This window comes from Spirillospora sp. CA-142024, from assembly GCF_050942325.1.
Lineage (GTDB): Bacteria > Actinomycetota > Actinomycetes > Streptosporangiales > Streptosporangiaceae > Spirillospora.
Genome location: NZ_CP192077.1, coordinates 2,092,111 through 2,116,670, shown reverse-complemented (window position 1 = coordinate 2,116,670; position 24,560 = coordinate 2,092,111). Strand labels below are relative to the sequence as shown.

Annotated in this window: 26 protein-coding genes and 1 pseudogene; 11 read left to right on the top strand and 16 right to left on the bottom strand. The window is 72.8% G+C overall.

Annotated features, from left to right (window positions below):
• Positions 1–80: 80 nt before the first annotated feature.
• A complete protein-coding gene (locus ACQPZP_RS10235) occupies positions 81–986 on the bottom strand; it encodes a Cgl0159 family (beta/alpha)8-fold protein (RefSeq protein ID WP_433477390.1) in 906 nt (301 codons plus the stop codon).
• A gap of 116 nt (positions 987–1,102) precedes the next feature.
• Here ACQPZP_RS10235 and ACQPZP_RS10230 point away from each other — a divergent pair, with 116 nt between their 5' ends.
• Positions 1,103–1,825, top strand: coding sequence for a GntR family transcriptional regulator (locus ACQPZP_RS10230; protein WP_433477389.1), 723 nt, complete (start codon positions 1,103–1,105; stop codon positions 1,823–1,825).
• Between the two features lie 13 nt (positions 1,826–1,838).
• Here ACQPZP_RS10230 and ACQPZP_RS10225 read toward each other — a convergent pair whose 3' ends face one another.
• The 8 genes and pseudogenes from ACQPZP_RS10225 to ACQPZP_RS10190 all read right to left on the bottom strand — a co-directional run bounded on the left by ACQPZP_RS10225 (position 1,839) and on the right by ACQPZP_RS10190 (position 8,273).
• The gene (locus ACQPZP_RS10225; protein WP_433477388.1) at positions 1,839–2,660 is read right to left on the bottom strand and encodes an inositol monophosphatase family protein; all 822 of its coding nucleotides are present in this window, start codon (positions 2,658–2,660) and stop codon (positions 1,839–1,841) included.
• Between the two features lie 45 nt (positions 2,661–2,705).
• On the bottom strand, positions 2,706–3,179 hold the full coding sequence (locus ACQPZP_RS10220; RefSeq protein WP_433477387.1) for a CBS domain-containing protein: 474 nt from the start codon (positions 3,177–3,179) through the stop codon (positions 2,706–2,708).
• A gap of 48 nt (positions 3,180–3,227) precedes the next feature.
• Complete coding sequence (locus ACQPZP_RS10215) at positions 3,228–3,830, bottom strand: TIGR00730 family Rossman fold protein (RefSeq protein WP_433477386.1); 603 nt, start codon at positions 3,828–3,830, stop codon at positions 3,228–3,230.
• 27 nt (positions 3,831–3,857) lie between these two features.
• Positions 3,858–5,516 (bottom strand): ABC transporter permease, encoded by a 1,659-nt coding sequence (locus ACQPZP_RS10210; protein ID WP_433477385.1) that lies wholly within the window; start codon positions 5,514–5,516, stop codon positions 3,858–3,860.
• Entirely contained in the window at positions 5,513–5,974 is a 462-nt protein-coding gene (locus ACQPZP_RS10205; protein WP_433479585.1) for a DUF4162 domain-containing protein, read from the bottom strand. The genes ACQPZP_RS10210 and ACQPZP_RS10205 overlap by 4 nt, the downstream gene beginning before the upstream one ends.
• Positions 5,975–6,007: 33 nt before the next feature.
• Positions 6,008–6,352, bottom strand: a pseudogene (locus ACQPZP_RS10200) (ATP-binding cassette domain-containing protein); the annotation flags it as partial.
• A gap of 77 nt (positions 6,353–6,429) precedes the next feature.
• The gene (locus ACQPZP_RS10195) at positions 6,430–7,098 is read right to left on the bottom strand and encodes a TetR/AcrR family transcriptional regulator (RefSeq protein WP_433477384.1); all 669 of its coding nucleotides are present in this window, start codon (positions 7,096–7,098) and stop codon (positions 6,430–6,432) included.
• Between the two features lie 107 nt (positions 7,099–7,205).
• On the bottom strand, positions 7,206–8,273 hold the full coding sequence (locus tag ACQPZP_RS10190) for a S1C family serine protease (RefSeq protein ID WP_433477383.1): 1,068 nt from the start codon (positions 8,271–8,273) through the stop codon (positions 7,206–7,208).
• Positions 8,274–8,487: 214 nt separating this feature from the next.
• Here ACQPZP_RS10190 and ACQPZP_RS10185 point away from each other — a divergent pair, with 214 nt between their 5' ends.
• Complete coding sequence (locus ACQPZP_RS10185; RefSeq protein ID WP_433477382.1) at positions 8,488–9,114, top strand: fasciclin domain-containing protein; 627 nt, start codon at positions 8,488–8,490, stop codon at positions 9,112–9,114.
• Here ACQPZP_RS10185 and ACQPZP_RS10180 read toward each other — a convergent pair.
• A complete protein-coding gene (locus tag ACQPZP_RS10180) occupies positions 9,083–10,282 on the bottom strand; it encodes an MFS transporter (RefSeq protein WP_433477381.1) in 1,200 nt (399 codons plus the stop codon). The genes ACQPZP_RS10185 and ACQPZP_RS10180 overlap by 32 nt on opposite strands.
• Before the next feature lie 130 nt (positions 10,283–10,412).
• On the opposite strand from ACQPZP_RS10180, the gene ACQPZP_RS10175 reads away from it, so the two are divergent.
• Positions 10,413–10,922 carry a hypothetical protein gene (locus ACQPZP_RS10175; RefSeq protein WP_433477380.1) on the top strand — a complete coding sequence of 170 codons (510 nt, stop codon included), beginning with the start codon at positions 10,413–10,415 and terminating at the stop codon, positions 10,920–10,922.
• A 51-nt stretch (positions 10,923–10,973) separates the two neighbouring features.
• Positions 10,974–11,408, top strand: coding sequence for an archease (locus tag ACQPZP_RS10170; protein WP_433477379.1), 435 nt, complete (start codon positions 10,974–10,976; stop codon positions 11,406–11,408).
• Positions 11,409–11,413: 5 nt separating this feature from the next.
• Here the strand turns inward: ACQPZP_RS10170 and ACQPZP_RS10165 are convergent, their stop codons facing one another.
• On the bottom strand, positions 11,414–12,826 hold the full coding sequence (locus ACQPZP_RS10165; protein ID WP_433477378.1) for an RtcB family protein: 1,413 nt from the start codon (positions 12,824–12,826) through the stop codon (positions 11,414–11,416).
• A gap of 80 nt (positions 12,827–12,906) precedes the next feature.
• On the opposite strand from ACQPZP_RS10165, the gene ACQPZP_RS10160 reads away from it, so the two are divergent.
• Positions 12,907–13,872: an SDR family NAD(P)-dependent oxidoreductase gene (locus ACQPZP_RS10160; protein WP_433477377.1), complete on the top strand. Its 966-nt coding sequence runs from the start codon at positions 12,907–12,909 to the stop codon at positions 13,870–13,872.
• On the opposite strand, the gene ACQPZP_RS10155 is transcribed toward ACQPZP_RS10160, so the two are convergent.
• The 3 genes from ACQPZP_RS10155 to dapE are packed head-to-tail and all read right to left on the bottom strand — an operon-like array spanning position 13,873 to position 16,796.
• Positions 13,873–14,868: a LacI family DNA-binding transcriptional regulator gene (locus tag ACQPZP_RS10155; protein WP_433477376.1), complete on the bottom strand. Its 996-nt coding sequence runs from the start codon at positions 14,866–14,868 to the stop codon at positions 13,873–13,875. It lies immediately after the preceding gene.
• Between the two features lie 54 nt (positions 14,869–14,922).
• A complete protein-coding gene (locus ACQPZP_RS10150) occupies positions 14,923–15,723 on the bottom strand; it encodes a TIGR00730 family Rossman fold protein (RefSeq protein WP_433467482.1) in 801 nt (266 codons plus the stop codon).
• Positions 15,720–16,796: a succinyl-diaminopimelate desuccinylase gene (gene dapE, locus ACQPZP_RS10145; RefSeq protein WP_433477375.1), complete on the bottom strand. Its 1,077-nt coding sequence runs from the start codon at positions 16,794–16,796 to the stop codon at positions 15,720–15,722. The genes ACQPZP_RS10150 and dapE overlap by 4 nt, the downstream gene beginning before the upstream one ends.
• Positions 16,797–16,825: 29 nt before the next feature.
• Between dapE and ACQPZP_RS10140 the strand changes: the two genes are divergently transcribed.
• Positions 16,826–17,503 carry a 4'-phosphopantetheinyl transferase family protein gene (locus ACQPZP_RS10140; protein WP_433479584.1) on the top strand — a complete coding sequence of 226 codons (678 nt, stop codon included), beginning with the start codon at positions 16,826–16,828 and terminating at the stop codon, positions 17,501–17,503.
• Here the strand turns inward: ACQPZP_RS10140 and ACQPZP_RS10135 are convergent.
• Entirely contained in the window at positions 17,493–18,329 is an 837-nt protein-coding gene (locus ACQPZP_RS10135; protein ID WP_433477374.1) for a 2,3,4,5-tetrahydropyridine-2,6-dicarboxylate N-succinyltransferase, read from the bottom strand. The genes ACQPZP_RS10140 and ACQPZP_RS10135 overlap by 11 nt on opposite strands.
• A 44-nt stretch (positions 18,330–18,373) precedes the next feature.
• On the opposite strand from ACQPZP_RS10135, the gene ACQPZP_RS10130 reads away from it, so the two are divergent.
• From ACQPZP_RS10130 to ACQPZP_RS10110, 5 genes are all read left to right on the top strand, one after another.
• Positions 18,374–19,291, top strand: a complete 918-nt coding sequence (locus ACQPZP_RS10130; protein ID WP_433477373.1) for a hypothetical protein — start codon at positions 18,374–18,376, stop codon at positions 19,289–19,291.
• A 173-nt stretch (positions 19,292–19,464) separates the two neighbouring features.
• Positions 19,465–19,641, top strand: coding sequence for a hypothetical protein (locus ACQPZP_RS10125; protein ID WP_433477372.1), 177 nt, complete (start codon positions 19,465–19,467; stop codon positions 19,639–19,641).
• 337 nt (positions 19,642–19,978) lie between these two features.
• Positions 19,979–20,512 (top strand): hypothetical protein, encoded by a 534-nt coding sequence (locus ACQPZP_RS10120; RefSeq protein ID WP_433477371.1) that lies wholly within the window; start codon positions 19,979–19,981, stop codon positions 20,510–20,512.
• A 157-nt stretch (positions 20,513–20,669) separates the two neighbouring features.
• A complete protein-coding gene (locus tag ACQPZP_RS10115; RefSeq protein ID WP_433477370.1) occupies positions 20,670–21,842 on the top strand; it encodes a glycosyltransferase family 4 protein in 1,173 nt (390 codons plus the stop codon).
• Positions 21,821–23,095: an MFS transporter gene (locus tag ACQPZP_RS10110; protein ID WP_433477369.1), complete on the top strand. Its 1,275-nt coding sequence runs from the start codon at positions 21,821–21,823 to the stop codon at positions 23,093–23,095. Before ACQPZP_RS10115 ends, ACQPZP_RS10110 begins: the two co-directional genes overlap by 22 nt.
• Here ACQPZP_RS10110 and ACQPZP_RS10105 read toward each other — a convergent pair.
• Positions 23,088–24,557, bottom strand: a complete 1,470-nt coding sequence (locus ACQPZP_RS10105) for an MFS transporter (protein ID WP_433477368.1) — start codon at positions 24,555–24,557, stop codon at positions 23,088–23,090. The genes ACQPZP_RS10110 and ACQPZP_RS10105 overlap by 8 nt on opposite strands.
• Positions 24,558–24,560: the final 3 nt, after the last annotated feature.

Sequence of the window (24,560 nt, the reverse complement as noted above, 5' to 3'; positions counted from 1 at the left end):
TGAACCGGCGGTGAACGACCATCGGCCGGACGGCAAACCCCCAGGACAATCTTGCTGTGGGCGCCGCCCGGCCGTGCGTCCTACAGGGCGTCCACCGCGGCGTCCACGGCCGCCGCGACGTCGCCGTCCGGCGGGTAGAGGAGCGAGCGGCCGACGACGAGGCCGCGGACGGTGGGCAGGCGCAGCGCGCGGCGCCACCCTTCGAGGGCGGCGCGCGGGTCGGCGGAGACCTCGCCGCCGAGGAGCAGGGCGGGCAGGGTGGAGGCGGCCATGACGCGTTCCATGTCCGGGACGACGGGGACCTTCAGCCAGGTGCGCGCCGAGGTGGCGCCGAGGCCGGAGGCGATGGCGATCGCGCGCATCATCGCCTCGGGAGACAGGTCGTTGCGGACGCGGCCGTCGACGCGGCGGGAGACGAACGGCTCGACCATCGCCATGAGCCCGTGCCCGGCGAGGTCCGTCACCGCGCGGGCGCAGCCCTCCAGGGTGTCCGCGGTGGCCGGGTCGTCGGCGTCCACGCGCAGCAGCATCTTGCCGCCGTCGAAGCGGGACGCGGCGATGGCGCCGGCGCTGTAGGCGGTGAAGCGGTCGTCGATCTCGAAGGACGCCCCGGCGAGTCCGCCGCGGTTCATCGAGCCGATCACGATCTTGTGCTCCAGGACGCCGAGGAGCAGCAGGTCTTCGAGCACGTCGGGGGTGGCCATCACGCCGTCCACGCCCGGCCGTTCCAGCGCGGTGCAGATCCGGTCGAGCAGCTCGCCGCGGTCGGCCATGGCGACCGGGTCGCCGCCGGCGGCGATGGCGCCGCGCGCGGGATGGTCGGCGGCGATGATCATCAGTCGTCCGGTCTCACCGAGCAGTGCCGGGCGCCGGGCGCGGCGCGCGGCCGCCTCGGCGATGGACTCCGGCCGCACGGCCCGGGTCTCGGTCAGCCCCCCGATCCGCCGGGCGCGCGTCCCGGCCGCGGACTCCGTGTCGAGCGTCATACCGCCACCTGCCTCACTGAAACTTTGTCATGACATTAGGAGGTAATAAGTTAAGCACACGACGGAGGGTACGATCGTCCCGGGACGAGAGGGGGCGATGGGTGTACCGACCGCGCGTGACCGTGGACCGCGGCAGCCCGGTGCCGCTGTACTACCAGCTCGCGCAGCAGCTTGAGGCGGCGATCCGGGCCGGCGAGCTGACCCCGGGCACCCGGCTGGAGAACGAGGTCGAGCTCGCCGGCCGCTGCGGGCTGTCGCGCCCGACCGTCCGGCAGGCGATCCAGCACCTGGTCGACCGGGGGCTGCTCGTGCGCAAGCGGGGCGTCGGGACGCAGGTCGTGCAGTCGGAGATCCGCCGCCCGATCGAGCTGACCAGCCTGCACGACGACCTCGCGGCGGCCGGCCGGGAACCGCGCACCGAGGTGCTCGAACTCGGCCCGGTCCCCGCCGCGGACGGGGTGGCCAAGGAGCTGGGCGTGCCGCCCGGCGCCGAGGTCACCCGGATGCGCCGGATCCGTTTCACCCGCGACGAGCCGCTCGCCCTGCTCACCAACTACCTGCCGAGCGGCGTGCTCGCGGTGACCGAGGACGACCTCGCCGGGCACGGCCTGTACGAGCTGCTCCGCTCGACCGGCGTCAACCTGCGCATCGCGAACCAGACCATCGGCGCACGCGGCGCGACGGCGGCCGAGGCCCGGCTGCTGGACGGGCGGCGCGGCGTCCCGCTGCTGACCATGACCCGCACCGCCTACGACGACAAGGGCGCCGCGATCGAGTACGGCAGCCACGTCTACCGCGCCGACCGCTACTCCTTCGCGCTCACCCTCGTCGAGCGCTGACCGTCGGCGGTGCTCACACGCCCTTGAGGTCGGTGACGCCGGCCATGACGGAGCCCTCCAGGTCGAAGCCGCCGACGCACGCCAGGTAGCCGGGGGCGTCCCAGTCGTCGCCGCCCGGCTCGCCGCGGAGCGGGACGTACGTGCCGCCCGCCTGCCTGACCAGCAGCATGCCCGCCGCGATGTCCCACGCGTTGATGGACGAGTCGTAGGCGACGTCGGTCCAGCCGGCGGCGACGTGCGCGAGGGTGAGCGCGGCGCTGCCGGGGCGGCGCACGGTGGCGAACGCGTCCACCATCAGGCCGAAGCGCCGCAGCGCCTCCTCCCGGTCACCGCGCAGGTCGTGCGCGCTCGGGAAGGACGTGGCGGCGACGGCGGTCTCGTCGCGGGCCGCCCCGCGGCTCCGTATCGGCTCGCCGTTGCAGGTGGCGCCGCCGAGGGACGCGGTGAACATGTCGTCCCGCACCGGGTCGTACACCGCGCCGGCGACCAGTTCACCGTCCGCGACGGCGCCGATGGAGACGCAGAAGAACGGCAGGCCGACGGCGAAGTTGGCGGTGCCGTCGATCGGGTCCACGTACCAGCGGACGTCGTCGGACTCGCCGCGCGCGCCGCCCTCCTCGCCCACGACGACGCTGCCCGGCGTGTGCTTGCCGAGGACCTCCCGGATGGTCTCCTCCGCCGCGCGGTCATGCTCGGTCACCGGGTCGTGCATGTCGCGCTTGGTGTCGACCTGGGGCCGCGAGCGGAACGCCGTCCGCAGCCGGTCGCCGGTGGCGCGGGCGGCGATCTCGGCGATTCCGGCGAGCTCCCGCGAGGCGGGGACATCGACGCTCATTCGTCTCCTTCGATGGCGTGGGTGATGGCGTGGGTGAACGGCCGGTCAGGCATCGCCGGCGGCCGGGAGCAGGCGGTCCAGCAGGTGGGCGGCGGTGACGACGCCGATCACCTCGCCCTTCTCGGGGTGCCGTTCGTCGTCGGAGACGGCGACCACGGGGCTGCGGGCGCCGGCCATCACGCTGGCGATCTCCATCACGGTCGCGTCCGCGTCGACGACCGGGAGCGGTGTCCGCTCGTCTTCCAGCAGGTCGGCGACGGTGCGGTCGGCGAGCTTGGCGCAGAGCCGGTCGGCGTGCCGCTCGTCGTAGACGCGGGCGAGGGCCGGATCGTCCCGGACGTGCGGCGGGACGATCTGGCGCACCAGCCGCGAGCCCGGGACCACCGCGACCGCGCGGCGCCGACCGTCCACGACGACCAGGCCGGGCAGACCCCGGCCCGCCAGGAGCCGGGCCGCGTCCATCGCGGTGTCGTCCGGTGTCACGGTGGGGTACTCGATGGCGAGGTCGCGGGCGCGCACACCACGACGGTATCCGAGCCGCCCCCGGCGCCATGGCCGGGTGCGCGGCTAGAGTTCGGCCTCCGCGTAGTCCTCGGGGGAGAACTCGATGCGGGGCTGCGACCGCTCCAGGAGGTCGAACGCCTCGGGGACGGAGTTCGTCCAGCCGATGGCGTCCCAGATCTTGGGGCGGGCGAAGCCCTGCTCGGTCAGGCCGGTCATGAGCTCGCGGAGCGGCTCGTAGACGCCGGTCGGGTCGAGGATGACGACCGGCTTGTCGTGCATGGCGAGGGCGCGGGCCGTCCAGACCTCGAACAGCTCCTCCAGCGTGCCGATGCCGCCGGGCAGGATGAGGAACGCGTCGCTGCGCCGGTCCATCTCGCCCTTGCGGGCCCGCATGTCCGGGGTGACGATCAGCTCGTCGTTGTCCTCGTCGGAGATCTCGGCGCTGACGAGGCCCTCGGGGATCACGCCGACGGTACGGGCGCCGCCCTCCCGCGCGGCGCGGGCGACGGCGCCCATGCACGACACCCGGCCGCCGCCGCTGACAAGGCTGTGCCCGCGCCGGGCGAGCTCGGCGCCGGCCTCCGCGGCGAGATCGACGTAGCGGCGGTCGATCTTGCCGCTGGAGGAGCAGAACACACAGATGGCGAGGGGCTTCGGGGCTGTCACCCCGTCAATCTAACCCGTGGCAGACCGTTAGCTCGACGCAATATCTCTGCGGCGGAACCCCGCCATGCCCAGTACGGTCAGGGCGGCCGTGAGCGCCACGAGCCAGATCATGGGCGTGGCCGTGAACGACTGTCCCGGCAGCTTCGGGATGTGGGTGAACGGCGAGACGTCCAGGGCCCACTGGTCCAGGTTCAGCCCGGCGCCGAAGAGCGTGATGACCGCGAACACGCCGACCGCGGCCCAGGCCGCGCCGGTGAACCGGGGCGCCAGCCCGAACACGGCGAGCGCGATCGCCGCGACCAGCCAGACGGCGGGCAGCTGCGCGAGCGCGGCGCCGAGGACGCGCGGCACCTCGCGGCCGGGGTCGCCGGTGTCCAGGCCGTGCGCCACCCCCGCGGCCAGCCCCGCGACGCCGAGCGCCGCGACCGGCCCGAGCAGCGCGAACACCAGATGGCTCGCCGCCCACCGGAGCCGTCCCGCCGGGGTGGCGAGCAGCGGCTCGGCGCGCTCCCCGGACTCCTCGGTGCGCAGCCGCAGCGTCGCCGACACCGCGTAGGCGGCGGCGATCAGGCCGAGGGTGCTCATGATCGAGGCGAAGTAGGCATCGGTGATCCCGGTCTGCCCGCCGATCCGGGTGAAGATCTTCTCCAGGTCGGGGTTGTCCTTCACCATGTCCCCCACGCCGCCCGCGACCGCGCCGTACACGACGCCGAGCGCGGTGAACCCGGCGAGCCATCCGTAGAGGGGACGGCTCTGCAGCCGCCAGCCGAGACCGAACGGCCCCGACAGCCTGCGTGGCGCGTCGGCCGGGCCGAGGCTCGGCGGCAGCACCCCCGCGCCCACGTCGCGGCGGGCCGACAGCACGCCGGCGGCGGCCACCAGGACGGCCACGAGCGCGACGATCAGCAGGAACGTCCACCAGCGCTCCCCGCCGTAGGCGCGCACCCGGTTGCCCCAGCCGAGCGGCGACAGCCAGCCGAGCCACGACAGCCCGTTGCCGTCGCCGCCGACGTCGGCGGCCATCCGGACCACGAACGCGGTGCCGAGCACGGCGATGGCGGTCCCCCGCGCGGCGCCGGCGCTCTCGCTGAGCTGGGCGGTGACGCCCGCGACGGCGGCGAAGACGCATCCGGCGGCGGCGAACTGCAGTCCGACGGCCAGCGAGCCCGCGACGGGCAGGTCCTGCCCGGCCATGCCCGCGGTGAGCAGGACGGCGAGCACGAGGTTCGCCGCCATGGTCACGATGAGCGCGGCGGCCAGGCCCGCGCCGCGCCCGGTGACCGTGGCGCCGAGCAGCTCGCGGCGCCCCGCCTCCTCCTCGGTCCGGGTGTGCCGGACGACGGTGAGAGCGCTGATCAGCCCGATGACGACGGGGATGAAGCCGACCCGCTGCGCGACGATGCCGCCGAGGTCGGAGTTGTACATCGGCCCGTACAGCGCGAGGAACGTGGGGTTCGTCCCGGTGGTGTGCGCGTACTCCAGACGGTCCGCGGCCGCCGGGTAGAGGCTGTCGGTGGCCTTCACGAAGTTGACCGGGATCAGCGTCAGCAGAAGGACCCACGCCGGGAGGACGAACCGGTCGCGCCGCAGGATCAGCCTGATCAGGGCGCCGGTCCCGACCAGTGCGCCCAGCCGTGTCCGCCGCGGGGCGAGGACCTCCGCCCTCGCCTTCGCCACCGTGCTCATCGGACCGCCTTCCGGTCGTCCGCGGCGAGCTCGTCCTTGTAGTGGCGCAGGAACAGCTCCTCCAGCGTCGGCGGGCGGCTGGTCAGGCTCCGCACGCCCGCCTCGGTGAGCTGCCGCAGCGCGGCGTCCAGCGCGGAGGTGTCGACCTCGAACCGGATCTTGTTGCCGTCGATGCGGACGTCGTGGGCACCGGGCAGCGGGAGCCCGTCGGGCGGCGACGCCAGCTCCGCGTCGATGGAGGTGCGGGTCAGGTGCCGCAGCTCGGCGAGCGTCCCGGACTCGGCGGCGGCGCCCTTCCGGATGATCGTCACGCGGTCGCAGAGCGCCTCGACCTCGGACAGGATGTGGCTGGACAGCAGGATGGTCCGCCCTTCGCTCCGCTCCTCCCGGATGCACTCCTGGAACACCTCCTCCATGAGGGGATCCAGGCCGGAGGTGGGCTCGTCCAGGAGCAGCAGTTCGGCGTCGGACGCCAGCGCGGCGATCAGCCCGACCTTCTGCCGGTTGCCCTTGGAGTAGGCGCGGCCCTTCTTGCGCGGGTCGAGCTCGAACCGGTCGAGCAGCTCGGCCCTGCGGCGCGCGTTCGTCCCGCCGCGCATCCGGCCGAGCAGGTCGATCACCTCGCCGCCGGACAGGTTCGGCCAGAGCGTCACGTCGCCGGGGACGTAGGCGAGGCGGCGGTGCAGCTCCGTCGCGTCCCGCCACGGGTCGCCGCCGAGCAGCCGGACCGCGCCCCCGTCGGCGCGCAGCAGGCCGAGCAGGATCCGGATGGTGGTCGACTTCCCGGCGCCGTTCGGGCCGAGGAATCCGTGCACCTCGCCGGGCCGGACGGTCAGGTCCAGCCCGTCCAGCGCGCGGGTCCGGCCGAAGTTCTTGACCAGGCCGGACACGGATACGGGGGGCTCGTTCGTTGTCACCGTTTCTCCTCGTGGGGCGGCTGCCCGCCGGCGGCGGGCAGGGATTTCAGCGCGGCGCGCACCTGCGCGGTCAGCTCGGGCGACATGATGTTGTCCTCAAGGACGTCCAGCATCGCGAGGGCCATCCGGGGGTAGCCCTCGCCCATCAGCACGTTGCCGCCCAGGCCGCGCGACAGGTGTTCGTGGAGGACGATGAGGCCGAAGCTCATGGCGGTCATGACGGTCGCGTAGCCGTGCAGGTCGTCGGTGTTCGGCGTGGAGATCCCGGGTCCTCCGCGTTCCAGGAAGTCCTCGCTGAACGCCACGGCGTCGTCGAACAGGGTGCGCGAGGCCGCCGAGTCTTCGGCCAGCACACGGGCGATGTAGCGCTGGACGGGCAGCGCCGTCCGCATGGCGACCGACAGGAAGCCGGGGCTGGAGATCCCCCCGTCGAGCGCCTCCCGCTTGGTCTCGCTGATGGTCTCGATCACGTACGCGTCGCACGCCTCGCGCAGCGCGTCCTTGGTCCCGAAGTGGTGCTGGACGAGGGCGGGCGACACCCCGGCGGCCTTCGCGATGCCCCGGATCGTCGCGCCCTTCACCCCGTGCTCGGCGAACTCCAGCAGTGCCGCGTCCCTGATGCGGGCGCGTCCGGTCAGATCCTCGGCCCGCTCGCTCGGCGTCATCCCCACCCCTGTACCAATGTTCAGCAACCTGTACGCTTGTACACTGTACCCGCGTACAGGCCCCTGTCAACGGGCCCTGTCCACCCGCCGGGGTGAGGGCGCCGGGGTCAGGCGCCGCCGGGGAGTTCGCCGAGCTTCACGTCCACCTGCTTCTTGGAGCCGTCCTGCTTCTGGATCTCGACCTTCACGGCCTGGCCCGGCTGGAGGTTCGCCAGGGTGGACGACAGCGCCGTCTGGTCGGGCGTCGCGGTGCCGTTCACCGAAAGGATCAGGTCTCCGGCCTGGATCCCCGCCGCGGCGGCGCCGCCGCCCTTCTCGACCTCGACCACGGCGACCGACGACCGCTGCCCGCTCTGCGGGTCGACGATCGTGCGCACCACCACGCCGAGCGCCGCCCGGCCCGAGTTCGACACCTTCCCCGTCCGGATGAGCTGCGGGACGATCCGCTTCACGGTGTCGCTCGGCGTCGCGAAGCCGATGCCGGCCGCCGCACCGCCGATCTGCGGGTCGGACGCGGCCGCGGTGGGGACGCCGATCACCTGCCCGTCCAGGGTGACGAGGGCGCCGCCGCTGTTCCCCGGGTTGATCGCCGCGCTCGTCTGGATGGCGTCGGCGATCGTCGAGCCCTGGAAGGAGCCCTCCCCCTTGGTCGTGACCGTCCGGTGCAGCGCGGAGACGATGCCGTTGGTGACGCTCCCGGCCAGCCCCAGCGGGTTGCCCATCGCGAGGACGATCTGGCCCACCTCGGTCTTGCCGGAGTCACCCCACGACGCCGGTTTCAGCGACCCGCCGTGCACCTTGACGACGGCCAGATCGTCGGCGGCGAACGCGCCGACAGGGGACGCGTCCAGCGGGGACCCGCCGCTGGAGGACGTGACCTGGATCTTCTTCGCGCCGGCGACCACGTGCGCGTTGGTCACGATGTCCCCTTGGCCGTCGAACACGACACCCGACCCTTCCCCCTGGTCGGTCTGGATCTTCACGACCGACGGCAGAACGGCGTCCACGACCTTCTCGTACTGCTGCTGCAGGTCCGACGCCCCGCCCGAGACCGGTGCCGACGTCCGCACCGCGGCCGGCTCGGCGTTCTCACCGTCCCCGCCGCTGCACCCGGCGAGCACCAGCACCCCCGCCACCGCCGCCGCGCCCGCCTTAACCTTCGCATTGCTGTCCACGCTCCACCTCCAGAGGGAACACTTCCCTCCCTCCGCGGAAACGCCCTGGTCAGGCCGCGATTTTGCGACGTCGTGCCACGGCCCGGAGCCGCAGCTGAGCTTGGGAGTAAGGGAAGGGGGCACCGGACGGCCGGCATTCGGTGGTGGCGACCGTGATCTGATCGCTGCAAGCTGTCCAGACCGGCTGTTCGTCGACCGCCATAGGAGTTCACCCATGCATCGCATCGGAATCGCCGTCGGCATCCTGGCCGCGGTGGCCCTGCCGGCCGGGCTCGCCGGCTGCGGCGACGACGCCTCGGGGGTGGCGTCGCCCAGCTCGTCCGCCCCGCCCAGCTCGTCCGCCTCGTCCGACACCGGCGACGGCCCGGGCCTGCCGTTCGGCCCGGGGTGCGCGGGCATCTCGACGACCGGCCCGGACGGCTCCAGCGGCATGTCCACCGAACCGTTCGCGACGGCGGCGTCCACCAACCCCATGCTGTCCAAGTTGGCCGACGCGATCGAGAAGGCGGGCCTCACCGGCACGCTCGACTCCGCCAAGGACATCACCGTGTTCGCGCCCGCCAACAAGGCCTTCGAGAAGATTCCGAAGAACAGGCTGGACAAGCTGCTGGCCGACAAGAAGACGCTCGCGAGCATCCTCAACTACCACGTCATCGGCAAGAGGATCTCGCCGAGCGGCCTGGGGGCCGGCAGGTTCAAGACCCTGCAGGGCGCCACGCTCACCGCCAGCGGCTCGGGCGACTCCTACATGGTCGGCGCCGCGAACGTGCTCTGCGGCAACGTCCAGACCGCCAACGCGACCGTGTACATCATCGACTCGGTCCTGATTCCGCCGACGTGAGCCGTGGACGGCCGACGGACGGCCAGAGCATGGCGAGCGCCACCGCCTGGACGGCGATCACCACCGGCGCCAGCGCGGCCGGCGCGTGCCCGTAGAGGGCTCCGAGCGCCGCCCCGCCGGCCAGCCACGCGACGCCGTAGACCGCCGCGAAGGCGCCGTAGGCCGTCGGTCTCCGCGCGGCCGGGACGAGGTCGGCGACGGCGGCGCGCATCGTGGACTCCTGGACGCCCATCGCCGCTCCCCACAGCCCCGCCCCGGCGAGCGCGAGGACGACCGAACCGGTGAGTGCGAGGACCGTCCCGCCACCGGCCAGCACCGGTAGCACCACCAGGACGCGCAGCCCCCACCGGTCGAACAGGCGGCCCGTGGCGAGCGCCGCGACCGCGTCCACCGCCATGGCCACCGCGTACACCACGGGGACCAGCTCCGGCCGGAGCAGCCCGGCGTCCACGAGATGGAACCCGATCAGGCCGAACGTGGCGAACCCCGCCATGGTCGCGGCCGAGAAGGCCGCGTAACGCCAGAAGACGCCGCCCAGTCCGGCGAGCGGCGCGCCCCGACGCCCGCCCGTTGCCCGCGGGTCCTCGGCCCCGGTCTCGTAGACGGAGGGGTCGGGGACGCGGCGGGCGAGCCACACCAGCACGGCGAGAACCGCCACGCCGGGGAGCACGAGCACGCCGAACCCCGCGCCGTACCCGTGCCAGGCGATGGCTCCCGCCACGATCAGCGGGCCCGCGAAGGCGCCCGTCTGGTCCAGCGCCTCGTGCACGGCGAATGCGGTCCCGCGTCCCATGGGGGTGCCGGCGTGCGAGAGCAGGGTGTCCTTGGCGGGGCTGCGCGTCGCCTTCCCGACCCGCTCGGCGATCACGAGCACGCAGGCGCCGGCCAGCCCGACCGGGAGCGCCAGCGCGGGCACCGCCACGACCGTCAGGCCGTAGCCGGCGATCGTCCAGGCCCAGTACCGGCCGGTCCGTTCCGCCGCTGGGCCGCTGACCAGCCGGAGCACCAGGCCCGCGGCCTCGCCCGCCCCGGTCACCACCCCGACCAGGGTGGCGCCGGCGCCGAGCGACCCGAGGAACGGTCCGGTGATCGACCGCGCGCCCTCGTACACGACGTCGGCCAGCATGCTGACCACGCCGAACACCACGACGAACCGCCACGGCGACATGCCTCCATGCTCGCTGAGGAAACCGGTGATCGCCTCCGCGACGGCCGGCGAAGGCGGGACCGGTCCCGCGGCGGATACCTAAGATCGGCGGCTACGCACCTCACGCGTCGATAGGAGCGATGGACCTCCCATGACGACACACTCATCGCCCGGTCTCACCGTCCGCGCAGCGTGCAGTCTGCTGGCCGGTGTCGCGGTTCTGGCACTGCCGGGCTGCGGATCGGGCGAGGACGGCAAGGCGTCGACGCCCACTCCACGCGCGGCCGCGGACGGAACCGATCTGAACGCCTGCAAGGACGGCACCTGTGAGGTGAAGGTGACCGGCCCGGTGACGCTCCCGGTGGACCGGAAGAAGTTCAAGATCGGCAAACTGGAGACCAAGCCGGAGAAGGACGACACGGTGTCGTTCACCATTACCGATTCCGGGAACTCCTTCACCTCCGTCCAGGTCTGCGGCACCGACGGCCAGTGCTTCGACCTCGGTGGGGGCGGCTACTCGTCCGGAGGCGACGGCCAGTCGGGGCGGTCGAGTACGTCGTGGACGGCGGGAGCGGGTACGCGCACCACGGCCAACGGGATCGTCATCACCGTGCTGTCGGCCGCCGACGGGTCGGCGATCCTCCGCGTGACGCCGGCGTAGCGCCCCACCCGGGCTCGTTTCGGCGGGACGGGGCCGGGTAGCCGATCCGGCGTGGAGGCAGGGCAAGCGCCCGCCCGAGGGCATCGCGGCGTTCCGCACACCGCGGATCTGCGGATCGAGGCGTGGGCGCCTACGCGGGAGGACTGCGTCGGCGAGGCGGTCGCCGGGCTCGTGGAGTCCTTCGCCGACGTCTCCGGTGTCCCGCCGTCGCGCGAGATCCGGGTGGACGTTCCGCCGGCGCCGGACGCCGACCTGCTCGTGGCCGTGCTGGACGAGGTGATCTACCGGCTGGACGCCGACGGGTCCCTCGTCCTCGGCACCGAGATCACCGCGGCGCCGGGCGGCGGGCTGAGCACCCGGCTGGCGGCCGGAGACGCCGGGGCGGCCACCGGGGTGGGCGCGGTGCCCAAGGCGGTGTCGCTGCACGACCTGCGTTTCGGCCGGGACGCCCGCGGCTGGTCCTGCGCGGTGACGATCGACGTGTGACGCCGTCAGCCCTTGACGACCCCGAGGGGCACGAGACGGGCGACCTTCCGGCAGAGCCCCGCACCCTCACCGGCCTCCACCACGGCGGACACGTCCTTGTAGGCGTCCGGCCCTTCCTCGGCCAGGCCGCGCCAGGACGACGGCCGCACTGCGATGCCCTGCCCCTCCAGCGTCGACCGCAGCCGCTCGCCGCTGACGCCGCGGGCGGCCTGGTGACGGCTCAGCACGCGTCCGGCGCCGTGGCAGGCGGACGCGAAGGCGGGCCCTCCCGGTACCCCGGTGAGCACATAGGACGAGGTGCCCATCGTCCCGGGGACCAGCACCGGCTGGCCCGCCTCGCGCAGGTCGGGCGGCAGGTCGGGATGGCCGGGCGGGAGCGCCCGGGTGGCGCCCTTGCGGTGCACGCACAGCCGCCGCCGTTCCCCGTCCACGACGTGCTCTTCGAGCTTGGCCAGGTTGTGCGAGACGTCGTAGACCAGGTCGAGCCGGACCCCGGCGGCCCGCTGGAAGACCCTCCGCGCCGCCTGGGCGAGCAGCTGCCGGTTGGCGCGGCCGTAGTTGGCCGCCGCCGCCATCGCGCCGAGGTAGGCGCGGCCCTCGCCGGAGCCGACCGGGACGCAGGCGAGCTGCCGGTCCGGCACCTCGATGCCGTACCGCGGCATCCGCCGCTCCATCGCCCGGACGTGGTCGGTGCAGATCTGGTGTCCCAGCCCGCGCGACCCGCAGTGGATCATCACGCAGACCTGCTCCGGCCGCAGCCCGAACGCCTCGGCCGCGTCCGGGTCGTACACCTCGGCGACCCGCTGCACCTCAAGGAAGTGGTTGCCCGACCCGAGGCTGCCGACCTGCCGGGCGCCCCGCTCCACCGCCCGCTCGCTCACCTGCCCCGGGTCGGCGCCGGCGACCGACCCGGCGTCCTCGCAGCGCAGCAGGTCGCGCTCGGCCCCGTGGCCCTGCTCCACCGCGTACCGCGATCCGCCGGTGAGGATGCCGGTCAGCTCCCGCCGTCCGGGGAGATGCCAGACGGCGCCCTTGCCCATGCCACGCGGAATGACGGGGTCGAGCCCGTCCATCACGGTCTCCAGGACGGGCTTGAGCCCGGACGCGTCGATGTCCGCCGCCATCAGCCGGACGCCGCACGAGATGTCGAAGCCGACGCCCCCGGGCGAGATCACACCGCCGTCGTCCGGGTCCGTGGCCGCCACACCGCCGATCGCGAAGCCGTACCCGAGATGGATGTCGGGCATGGCGTACGAGGCGTTCACCACGCCGGGGAGTGTGGCGACGTTGGCGACCTGCTGGATCGCGTTGGCGGCGGGCTCCAGCAGTTCCCGTGACGCGAACACGACCCCGGGTACGCGCATGGCTCCGGCCGGCTCGATCCGGAACCGGTACGGCCCGTCCTCCACGACGTCCATGCCCACAGGCCGGGAGTACCCGCCGGCCGGTCTCCCATGCGGTTGACCTGGAGTGTGCTCCAGCTCGTACGTTCGGTTCCATGACGACTCGGCAGCACAAGATCGGTTCGGGTTTCGGCGCGCAGAGCACCGCCGCGGAAGTCCTCGCGGGCATCGACCTGTCGGGGCGGCTCGCGATCGTCACCGGCGGCTACTCCGGTCTGGGCCTGGAGACCACCCGGGCGCTCGCCGCGGCCGGAGCGCGGGTGGTGGTGCCCGCGCGGCGGCGCGAGGTCGCCGAGGAGGCCGCCGGCGGGATCGACGGCGTCGAGGTGGACGAGCTCGATCTCGCGGACCAGCGAAGCGTGACCGCCTTCGCCGATCGCTTCCTCGGGACCGGGCGTGCCGTCCACCTGATGATCGGCAACGCCGGGATCATGGCCGCCCCGGAGACGCGTGTCGGCCCGGGCTGGGAGAGCCAGTTCGCCGTCAACCACCTCGGCCACTTCGCACTGGTGAACCGGCTCTGGCCGGCGATCCGGGAAGGGCGAGGACGGGTCGTGTCGGTGTCTTCCAGAGGCCATCAGCTGTCCGGCATCCGCTGGGACGACGTCCACTTCGAGCGCGGCTACGACAAATGGGAGGCCTACGGTCAGGCGAAGACGGCCAACGTCCTGTTCGCCCTGCACCTGGACTCCCTCACCCGGGATGCGGGAGTGCGGGCGTTCTCGCTCCACCCGGGCACCATCAGGACCGCCCTCGGCCGCCACATGTCGGAGGACGAGATCGCCGGGCTGAGCACGAGGATCGACGAGGGCGCGTCCGGCAGCGTGTGGAAGACACCCGAGCAGGGCGCGGCGACGCAGGTGTGGGCGGCGACGTCCCCGCAGCTGGACGGCATGGGCGGCCTGTACTGCGAGGACTGCGACATCGCCGAGCCCGCCGAGCCCGGCACCGTCCTCGGCCACGGGGTCAACGCATGGGCCACCGACCCGGACCAGGCCGCACGGCTGTGGCGGCTCTCGGCCGACCTCACGGGAGTGGACGCCTTCGCAACGGCCGGTTGATCAGCGAGGCGCTGCGGTGGAGGCCCGGACGACCAGTTCCGGCGCGATCGTGATGACGTCGGGGGCAGGTGCGCCGAGCAGTTCCCAGGCCCGCCGGCCGAGGTCCTGCTTGCCGACCCGGACGGTGGTCAGCCGCGGGCTGACCAGCCGGCTGAGCGAGGTGTCGTCGAAGCCGGTGAGGGAGACCTCGCCGGGGACGCCGACCCCCAGTTCGTCGAGCCGGGCCAGCACGCCCAGCGCCACGTGGTCGCTGAACGCGACGACGGCGGTCGCACCGGTGGCGAGGGCGGCGTCGGCGGCGCGGTATCCGTCCAGGTCGCCCGACCCGCACGGAACCTGGGCGACCTCGAAACCGGGACCGGCCGCCGCGCGCAGCGCCCGCTGACGCGCCCGCTCCGACCAGGCCCTGGACGGTCCGCGCAGGTAGACGACGCGGCGGTGGCCCAGTCCGCGCAGGTGCTTGCACACGGCGGCGACTCCGGCCTCGAAGTCGACGACGACGGCCGGAACCGTCCGTCCCCGGCCGAGCCGGTTCACGCACACCAGGCGGGGCACCCGGTCCGCGAGTGCGGCCAGGTCGGCGTCGGGCATGCGGGGGGAGCACAGCACCACGCCGTCCGTCCAGCGCGCCAGCTCCAGGGCGGCCGCGCACTCGGCGTCCGGGTTCTCGCCCGTGTCGGAGACGAGCGTGCGGAAGTCCGCCGCCTCCGCCGCGGTCGTGACCCCCTTGAGGACCTCCGCGAAGTACGGGTTGCCGAGGTCGGGTACGACCATTCCGATCGTGTGCGTGGCGCCCCGGAGCAGGCCCTGCGCCGCCGGGTTGGGCCGGTACCCCAGCCGCTCGACGGCCGCGCGGACCCGCCGCTCCAGATCGGCTGAGACCGCCTTGGTGCCCGTCAGCACCCGGGAGACGGTCGCCGGCGAGACGGCGGCCTCCCGCGCCACGTCGTTGATCGTCGCCCGGAACGGCCGCTCCCCGGCGCGCTCACTCCCCATGACCGAATTGAACCGCATGCCCTGCCGCGCCACTCCTGGCGCGACGGGCGCGGGTCACTCGCCGGCCGTCTCCGCGGCCTCGGCCTGGGCGCGGGCCTCGATGATCTCCTGCTCGGCCCGGGTGTGGCCCTCGTGGATGATCTTGACGACCTCCTCGGGGTCGTCGGTCAGGTGGATCAGGTCGATGTCCTGCGGCGAGATCTTGGCGCTGGTCAGCATGGACTTCTTGATCCACTCGATCAGCCCGCCCCAGAACTCCGTGCCGACCAGGACGATCGGGAACCGGGTGATCTTCCCGGTCTGGACGAGGGTGATCGCCTCGAACAGCTCGTCCAGCGTCCCGAAGCCGCCGGGGAGGACGACGAACGCCTGCGAGTACTTCACGAACATCGTCTTGCGGACGAAGAAGTAGCGGAACTCCAGGCCGATGTCGAGGTGGTCGTTGAGCCGCTGCTCGAACGGCAGCTCGATGCCGAGCCCGACCGACAGGCCGCCGTTCTCGTCGCAGCCCTTGTTGGCCGCCTCCATGATCCCCGGCCCGCCCCCGGTGATGACGGCGTAGCCGGCGTCGTGCAGCCGGGCGCCGATGTCGACGGCGAGCTCGTACTCCGGGGAGTCCGGCTTCGTGCGGGCGCTGCCGAAGACGCTGACGGCCTTCGGCAGCTCGGCGAGGAGGCCGAAGCCCTCGACGAACTCCGCCTGGATCCGCAGCACCCGCCACGGGTCGGCGTGCACCCAGTCGGCCGGGCCGCGGCTGTCGAGGAGGCGCTGGTCGGTCGTCGTCGGCGGGACGGCCCGCCCCCGCAGCATGGCCGGGCCCTGCCGGCGCGATCGGGGATTCACTTCCATGGTCATGGAGCCACGGTAGTCGGAGCCTCCAGCCAGGTGCGCATACGTTGCTCACACTCGGCGATCAGCGGGATCTCGACGTACTCGTCCTTCGTGTGGGCGAGGGTGGGCTCGCCGGGACCGAAGTTGACGGCCGGGACGCCGAGCTCGGCGAAGCGGGCGACGTCCGTCCAGCCGAGTTTGGCGCGGACCTCGGCTCCGCTGGACGCGGTGAACGCGGCGGCGGCCGGGTGCGTCAGCCCAGGCCGGGCGGCGGAGGCGGAGTCGGTGATGGTCACCTGGAAGCCGGCGAAGATTTCCCGAAGGTACGCCTCGGCGTCGGCCGGCGACTTGTCGGGCGCGAACCGGTAGTTCACGGTGACGACGCATTCGTCGGGGATGACGTTTCCGGCGACGCCGCCGGAGATGAACACGGCGTTCAGGCCCTCGTGGTATTCGAGTCCGTCCACAACCGGACGTGCCGGCTCGTAGGCGCGCAGCACGTCGAGGATCTGCCCGGCGGTGTGGATCGCGTTGGATCCCATCCAGGCGCGGGCGCTGTGCGCCCGCTCCCCCGTCGCGGTGACCTCGGCCCGCATCGTGCCCTGGCAGCCGCCCTCGATCAGCGCGCCCGTCGGCTCCATCAGCACGGCGAAGTCGCCCGCGAGCAGCTCGGGCCGCGCCGCCGCGAGCTTCCGCAGCCCGTTGCGCTCGGCCTCGATCTCCTCGCACTCGTAGAAGACGTAGGTGACGTCGCGGGTCGGCTCGGTGACGGTGGCGGCGAGCCGCAGCGCGACCGCGACGCCGCTCTTCATGTCCGTGGTGCCGCAGCCGTAGAGCCGGTCGCCCTCCACCCGGGACGGAAGGTTGCCGTTCAGCGGGACGGTGTCGAGGTGCCCCGCCAGCACCACCCGCTCGTCCCGGCCGAGATCGGTGCGGGCGACCACGTTGTGGCCCTCGCGCTCCACCGCCAGGTGCGGGAGCGCCCGCAGCGCCTCCTCGACGGCGTCGGCGAGAGGTTCCTCCGCGCCGCTCACCGACTCGATGTCGACGATCGCCGCCGTCAGGTCCGCCACATCCGAGAAGAGATCCAGGCCCATGCTCAAGTCCTATCATCGCGTTCGTGGAGATGCCTGTGCTGGAGTGCGCCGTCCACTGGGCGCGTCCCGCGGACGAGCCCGAGATGCGCGCGCTTCTGGACGACCGGGAACGCGAGCGCTACGACCGCTTCATGCGGCCCGAGGACAAGGCCCGCTTCGTCACCGGCCGCCACCTGGCCCGCACCGTCCTGGCCGACGCCACCGGCCTGCCCCCGCGGGGAATCCGGTTCACCACCGACTGCCCGCACTGCGGCGGCACGCACGGCAAGCCCCGCCTTCCGGGCAGCGACCTGGACTTCTCGCTCTCCCACTCGGGTGACCGCGTCGTTCTCGTCCTCGTCGAGGGCGCCGAGGCGGGAGTCGACGTGGAACGCCACAGCGACCGCGAGATCGACCGCCTCGCCGAGATGGTGCTGACCGCCCCCGAGCGCGAGGCCCTCGCCGCCATGGCCGACCGCAAACGCGGCTTCCACATCTACTGGAGCCGCAAGGAGGCCCTCCTGAAGGCGACGGGCCACGGCCTGGCCGCCCCCATGACGTCCATCCACGTCTCCGCCCCCGACGACCCGCCGGAGGTGGTCGCCTGGGAGGGCGAGGCGGCCGTCGCCCCCGTCCGCCTCGCCGACCTGGACCCGGGCCCCGGCTACGCCGCCGCGGTCGCCGTCCTCACCGCCCGCCCCCTGAAGATCACCGAGCTCAGGTGTTGATGCCGTGGTCGCGGAGGATGTCGTTCAGCGACGCCTTGTCGTGCCGCTGGCCCTCCTCCAGCCGCTTGAGGATCAGCACCGCCGGCAGGCCGAACGTGCCGCCCTTGAACTCCTTGTAGCGGGTGCCGCCGACGGCGACGCACCAGTCGGGGATGCGGCCGCGGCTGATCTCCTCGCCGGTCTCGACGTCGATGACGGGCATGGACGCGGACAGGTTCGTCCCGGACCCGACCACGGCGCCGCGGCCGACCCGGGCACCCTCGACGATCATCGAGCGACTGCCGATCATCGCCTCGTCCTCGACGATCACGGGCTTGGCGTTCGGCGGCTCCAGCACGCCGCCGATGCCGACGCCGCCGGACAGGTGGACGTTCTTGCCGATCTGCGCGCACGACCCCACGGTGGCCCACGTGTCGACCATGGTGCCGGAGTCGACATAGGCGCCGATGTTGGTGAAGGACGGCATCAGGACCACGCCGGGCGCGAGGTAGGCGCCCCAGCGGGCGATGGCGCCCGGGACGACGCGGACACCGTCCAGGCGGCTCTTCAGCGGGATGCGGTCGTGGTAGCGGAAGTCGCCCACCTGCGAGCGCGCCATGCCGAGGACCTTGAAGCTCAGCAGGATCGCCCGCTTGGCCCGCTCGTCGACGAGCACCTCGTCCGAGTCGGGGTCGATGCGGGCGACGCGGGCCTCGCCGGCGTCGATCTGGTCGACGGCGGCCACGATGGCGGCGCGCGCGTCGGCGTCGTCCGGTGTCAGGTCGGCGCGCCGCTCCCACAGCTCGTCGATGCCGCCGGAGATCGGGCTGGTGAACGTGTCGGTCATGGCTCCTGAGCTTAGTAGGGCCGATCTCCCGGTACCTTCTTCGCGTGGCTGTTTGGTCGAGGTTGAAGCCCCGTCCCGAGGAGGGGACGAACGGCGGCGGGCGCCGCCGCGGCCGCCGCTGGGCGGTGGGCGTGCTCGTCGTGGCCCTGCTGGCGGGCGCCGGCGCCTACGTGGCCTTCGACAGGGCACGGCCGTACCTGCACGGATCCGGCTGCGAGGTGCGGACGAGCCTCGGCACGATGCCGCTCGACCTGGAGCAGGGCGCGAACGCCGCGACGATCGCCGCGGTCGCGTTCCGCAAGCAGCTGCCCGAGCGGGCCTCGGTGATCGCCTACGCGACCGCGATCCAGGAGTCGCACATCCACAACCTGCCGGGCGGCGACCGCGACTCGGTCGGCATGTTCCAGCAGCGCCCGTCGCAGGGCTGGGGCACTCCGGACAAGCTCCGCGACCCCGTCCAGGCCACCAGCAAGTTCTTCGACGCCCTGGTCAGGATCAAGGACTACCTCGACCGCGACCTGCACGACTCGGCGCAGCTGGTGCAGCGCAGCGCGGACGGCGATGCCTACGCCCAGCACGAGCCGGACGGCAAGCTCCTCGCGACGGCGTTCACCGGCCGCGAGCCCGCCACCGCCCGCTGCTGGTACCCGCCCGACGACAAGACGAAGTCCCGCCGCCCGGAGGCGCTCCGCGAGATGCGCCGCGCCTTCGGCAGCCGCCTGAAGGTCGGCGGCCCGGGCCCCCTCAAGGCGGGCGCCCCGTCCCGCCCGGACTCCTGGAACGCGATCAAGGCGACGAACCCGCGGGCGGGCTGGGCGGTCGCGACCTGGGCCGTAACGCACGCCCAGGCCTACGGCCTCACCGAGGTCCGCTACGCGGGCAAACGCTGGCAAGCCGAAGCCGGCCACGACGGCTGGACCCCCGACAAGGACGCCACAGCGACCGCCATCATCGTCCGCTGACCCACCCGAAGAAGACCGACGCCCCCGGCGGTGAGCCGTGCCGCCCTGCCCTGCCGTTGCGACGCGCCGTTACGCCGAAACAGTCTTCTTAATCCGGCCCATCACGGGATCGGGTTGTCCCCGCTTTCGTGGCAGGGATTCGACGATCAAGAGAACCGAAAGAGAGGCTCACCATGGCCGATACACCAGGCCCGGCCGGCTCCGACGGCGGGCAGGGCAGCACTGAAGACGAGGTCAAGGCGGCTATCGACACGCAGGGGCGTGTCGGCGTCGACCTCGGAAACGGCATCGTTGTCACCTCCAGCGGACCCGGCGTAAAGGCCGCGTCCCTCGGGGACGACGACAGCTGATCCAGAGGCCCGCCCCCTGCACGCGCCACGCGCGTGCAGGGGGCCGGCAATTCCCCCATGGGGGCCACCGGCTCGGACAGGCCGGGCGCGCGGGACCATGCGACTCCCGGGAGGGATTGGTCCACGACTGTGCGGGAATTCCGTACGACCAACCCGGATCACGATCACTATGCGCGACCGTGATCTACCTCAATGCTACCAATTGTGGGTCAGGTGAACTCAGGGAGAACGCCAATCAAAGTAGCTAAGCACCGGCCGACGGGCCGTTAAGCGCAATCACTTTCGTTGCCAACTCGTGATGTTGGTTTCTTGATCATACTCGCTACAGTTTCCCCAGATGGCGGAAGCCAGCGCGCGGACGAATCTCCTGTCCGCGCGTGGAGAAAAGCCCTGGGGGGCACGCATGAACACGGCTCTGCGCCGAACCGTGCTGTCATTTACAGCACTCACCGTCACCACCGTCGGAACCCTGTCCCTCATGAGTCCAGCCAACGCCGCCGCGGCCTACTCCGTGCCGGGCGTCTGCGGAAGCAGCTACAGGGAAGTGCGAAGCATCGCACTTTCCGGCTATGACAAGAGCGCGGACGGCTGGGGAACCGTCGCATACGTGAAGATCGGCTACAACCCCAGCAACGGCAAGAACTGCGCCTTCACGCAAAAGTCCACGACGAACAACAGCTACGGAAAACTGTCCGACGTCAGCGTCAAACTGCGGGAGCTGCGCTACGGGGACACCTCTTACGACGTCGGCGGGCCTTACAGGTACTACGCGGGACCGGTCTACGTGTCCGCCCGCGACACCTGCATCGATGTCTGGGGCTGGGAAGACTGGGCCGGCTCGTATGACTTCGGTCCGATAGCCTGCGGCTGATCGCACACGGCTCATTCGCCCGTGGTCGCACTGTCGTCGACAGTGCGGCCACGGGCGTCCGCGTTCCCGCACCACGGCATCGAGACTCTTGGACCGCACCGCGAGGGCGTCGGCGCCGAGAAGGGTTGGTCCACGGCTGTGCGGGAAGTCGTGACGCATGGAGATCCCGCGGACCCTGGTGCTGACCGGGCACTTTCCACCCGAGCCCGGCGGTGTGCAGACCTTCACGTGGGAGCTCGTGCGGCGGCTGCCCGCCGACCGGCTGCTGGTCGTGGCGCCCGCGCGGGCCGGGGGTGCGGAGTACGACGCGGGGCTGGGGTTCCCCGTCGTGCGGCGGCACGGTTACCTGCTGTTCCGCGGGCTGCGGCGGCTCATCGTCCGGCACCGTGTCGAGGCGGGTTGGATCACCGCGGCCGCGCCGTTCGGGATGTACGCGCCGCTGGTGCGCGCCGCCGGGGTGCGGTGGCTGGTCGGGTCGGCGCACGGGCAGGAGCTCGGCTGGTTCCGGGCGCCGCCGACCCGGGCGGCGCTGCGGGTGGCGGCACGGTCGTTCGACGTCCTCACCCATCTCAGCGCGACGACGCTGCCGGAGCTGGCGAACGCCGTCGGGGACCGGACGCGGCTGGTCCGGCTCGCCGGCGCCGTGGACACCGTGCGGTTCCGCCCCGGCCTTGACGGTTCGGCGGTCCGCCGCCGGCACGGGCTCGGCGGCGGGCCGGTCGTGCTCAGCGTCGCCCGGCTCGTCCGCCGCAAGGGCCACGACATGCTGATCCGGGCGTGGGCCGACGTGGTGCGGCGCCGCCCGGACGCGCGGCTGGTCATCGTCGGGGACGGCCCGATGCGGCGCCGGCTCACCGAGCTGGCGGACCGGGACACCCCCGGGACGGTCACGCTGACCGGCCACGTCTCCGCCGCCGACCTGCCGCGCTACTACGCCGCCGCCGACGTGTTCGCGCTGCCGTGCCGCGACGACCGGCGCGGGCTGCAGACCGAGGGGCTCGGCCTGTCGGTGCTGGAGGCGTCCGCGGCCGGGCTGCCGGTCGTGGTCGGCCGGTCCGGCGGCAGCCCCGAGTCCCTGATCGACGGGCGGACGGGCGTCCTCGTCGACGCCGCCCGCCCGGACGAGCTGTCCCTGACCCTGCACCGGCTGCTCGCCTCCCCCGGCCGGCGCGCCGCGATGGGCGCCGCCGGACGGCGGTGGACGTGCGCGCACTGGAGCTGGGACGCCGCCGCGGCCCGGCTCGCCGCCCTGCTGAACGACTCCGCCCTCGCCGCGCCGCTGCAAGACACCCCGGGGATGGAGCCCGCATGGGACTCCGGGAGCAGCTGAACCGGCCCGACTTCCGGCGGCTCATCGTCGGCCAGACGGTGTCCTCGTTCGGCGACTGGATGGGCACCCTCGCACTGATGTACTTCGTGCTGGAGCTGAGCGGCTCCACGACGGCGGTCGGCGGCGTGCTGGTGCTGCGGCTGCTCCCGTCCGCGCTGGGGGCGCCGATCGCGGCGCGGGTGGTGACCCGGTGGCGGCGCCGCAGCGTGATGCTCTGGTCGGACCTGATCCGGGCCGGCATGGCCGTGGCGCTGCCGGTCGTGCCGTGGCTGTGGTGGGTGTACTTCTGGGCGTTCCTGATCGAGGTGGTGGGGCTGATGTTCCTGCCGGCCAGGGACGCCTCCATCCCGTTCCTCATCGAGGACGAGGAGAACCGGCACGACACCCGCACGCTGGAGCTCGCCAACGGCATCACGATGGCCACCTCGTACGGGATGATCCCCATCGGCGCGGGGGCGTTCGGGCTGATCGAGTGGGTGTCGGGGCAGGCGGGGTGGGAGGGGCACTGGCGGTACTTCGTCGTCTTCTGGCTGGACGCCCTGACGTACCTGGTCTCCTACCTCGCCGTGAAGGGGATCCCCGATCTCGGGCCGGGGCCCGCGGAGAAGCGGGAGATGGAGCGAACCCAGCGGGACCCGCTGCACGGCGGCTTCCTCGCGGCGCTGCGGCTCCCGGTGGTGCGCGGCGTCCTGCCGGGCATCGCGGTCGTCGCCCTCGGGCTGGGCGCGCTGTTCTCGCTGGGCGTGGTGTTCGTGAAGAACGTCCTGGACGCGGGCGCCGTCGGGTTCGGGGTGCTGGTGGTGCTGTTCGGGGTGGGCGCGCTCGCGGGCCTGCTGCTCCTGCACCGCAAGGCCGGGAACCTGATGACGCAGGTCCGGCTCGGGACGGCCGTGCAGGGCACGGTGATCGCCCTGATGGCCGGGCTGGGCTCCACGACCTGGTCGTTCGTCGGGGCCGTGGTGTTCGGCGCGTCCGCGACCAGCGCCCTGGTGGGCGGGATCACCTATCTCCAGGAGGCGCTCGGCGGTGTACAGAGGAACCTGGCCCTCACCGCGTTCCACGCCGTCCTGCGGTTCGGGCTGGCGCTGGCCGCCCTGCTGTCGGGGGCCGCGGCCGACCTCCTGAGGGAGGCCGGCGCGTCCCCGCTCGGCATGGCCCCGGGCCAGTTCGTGCTCGCGGCGTCCGGACTGGTCGTCCTCCTCGGGACGTTCCTCATCCGCACGCCGGGCGCCGCGAGCATGTCCCCTACTTGACCGGGACGGGTTCGGCGTCCGCCGGCACTCCCTCCGCCGAGGACGCCTCGCCGTGGCTGTTGGCGGCGCGGAGCGCGACGACCGCGGCGCCGGCCAGGAAGATGCTGCACGCGAGCAGGGCCCTGGAGAACCCGGAGGTGAGCGCCTCCGGGACCGGCGTCCGGTCCGCGAGCAGGTCGTCGGTGCGGGACGTTGCGACCGCGGAGAAGATCGCGAGCCCGAGCGCGCCGCCGAGCTGCTGCGAGGCGTTGAGCAGCGCCGCGGCGAGCCCCGCCTTGTCCGGCGGGACGTTGGCGTTGGCGGCGGTGGTGACGGACACGAACGCGGCGCCGAGCCCCAGCGACGCGATCATCAGGCCGGGCAGCAGGTCGGTCAGGTACGCGCCGTCCACCGGGATGCGCGAAAGCCAGTAGACCCCCCCGGCCGACATGAGCAGCCCCACGACCATGACCGGGCGCGTCCCGACCCGGGTGAGCAGCTGGGACGAGACGCCGGCGGCGATCCCGACGCCGAAGCACAGCGGCAGATAGGCCGACCCGGTCTTCATCGGCGAGTAGTGGAGGACGTTCTCCATGTAGAGGCTGAGGAAGAAGAACATCGAGCCGATGCCCGCGACGGCGACGAGCTGGGTGACGTCCGCCGCGGCCAGCCCCCGGATCCGGAAGATCGACAGCGGCAGCAGCGGGTTGCGGCCGCGCTGCTCGTTGACCAGGAACGCCAGGAGCAGGACCAGGGCGCCGGCGAGGCCGCCGATCGTCCGTCCCGCGTCCCAGCCGACCTCCGGCGCCTTGACCAGGGTGAAGACGAGCAGCAGCATCCCGCCGGTGACGAGGACCGTGCCGAGCACGTCGAAGTTCGCGAGCCGGGCGCTGCGCCGGTCGCCCTCGACGAGCAGGAACAGCCCGGCGATCACGAGGACGCAGACCGGGACGTTCACGAGCATCACCCAGCGCCAGCCGGGCCCGTCGGTGAGCAGCCCGCCGAGCAGCACCCCGGCGGCGGAGGCGCCGCCCGCGACGCCGCCCCAGACGCCGAGCGCCTTGTTGCGGTCGCCGCCCTCCTTGAACATGGTGGTGAGGATCGACAGCGTGCCCGGCAGCATCAGCGCGGCCCCGGCGCCCTGGACGAGCCGCGCGCCGATCAGCATCCCGGACGTGGTGGCGAGGCCGCCGACGACCGAGGACAGCGAGAAGACCACCGTCCCCGCGACCACGACGCGGCGGCGCCCGAGCAGGTCGGCGAGCCGGCCGCCGAGCAGCATGAACCCGCCGTAGGTGAGCAGGTAGCCGGACGGCACCCACTGCAGGTCCTGGACGGTGAAGTCCAGGTCCGAGCGGATCGCGGGCAGCGCCACGTTGACGATCGAGGCGTCGATGAAGTCCAGGAACGCGATGGCGCACAGCAGCGTCAAGGTGATCTTGCCGCGCCCGGTCGATAGGAACGATCTTTGAGGGTTCGTCATGGG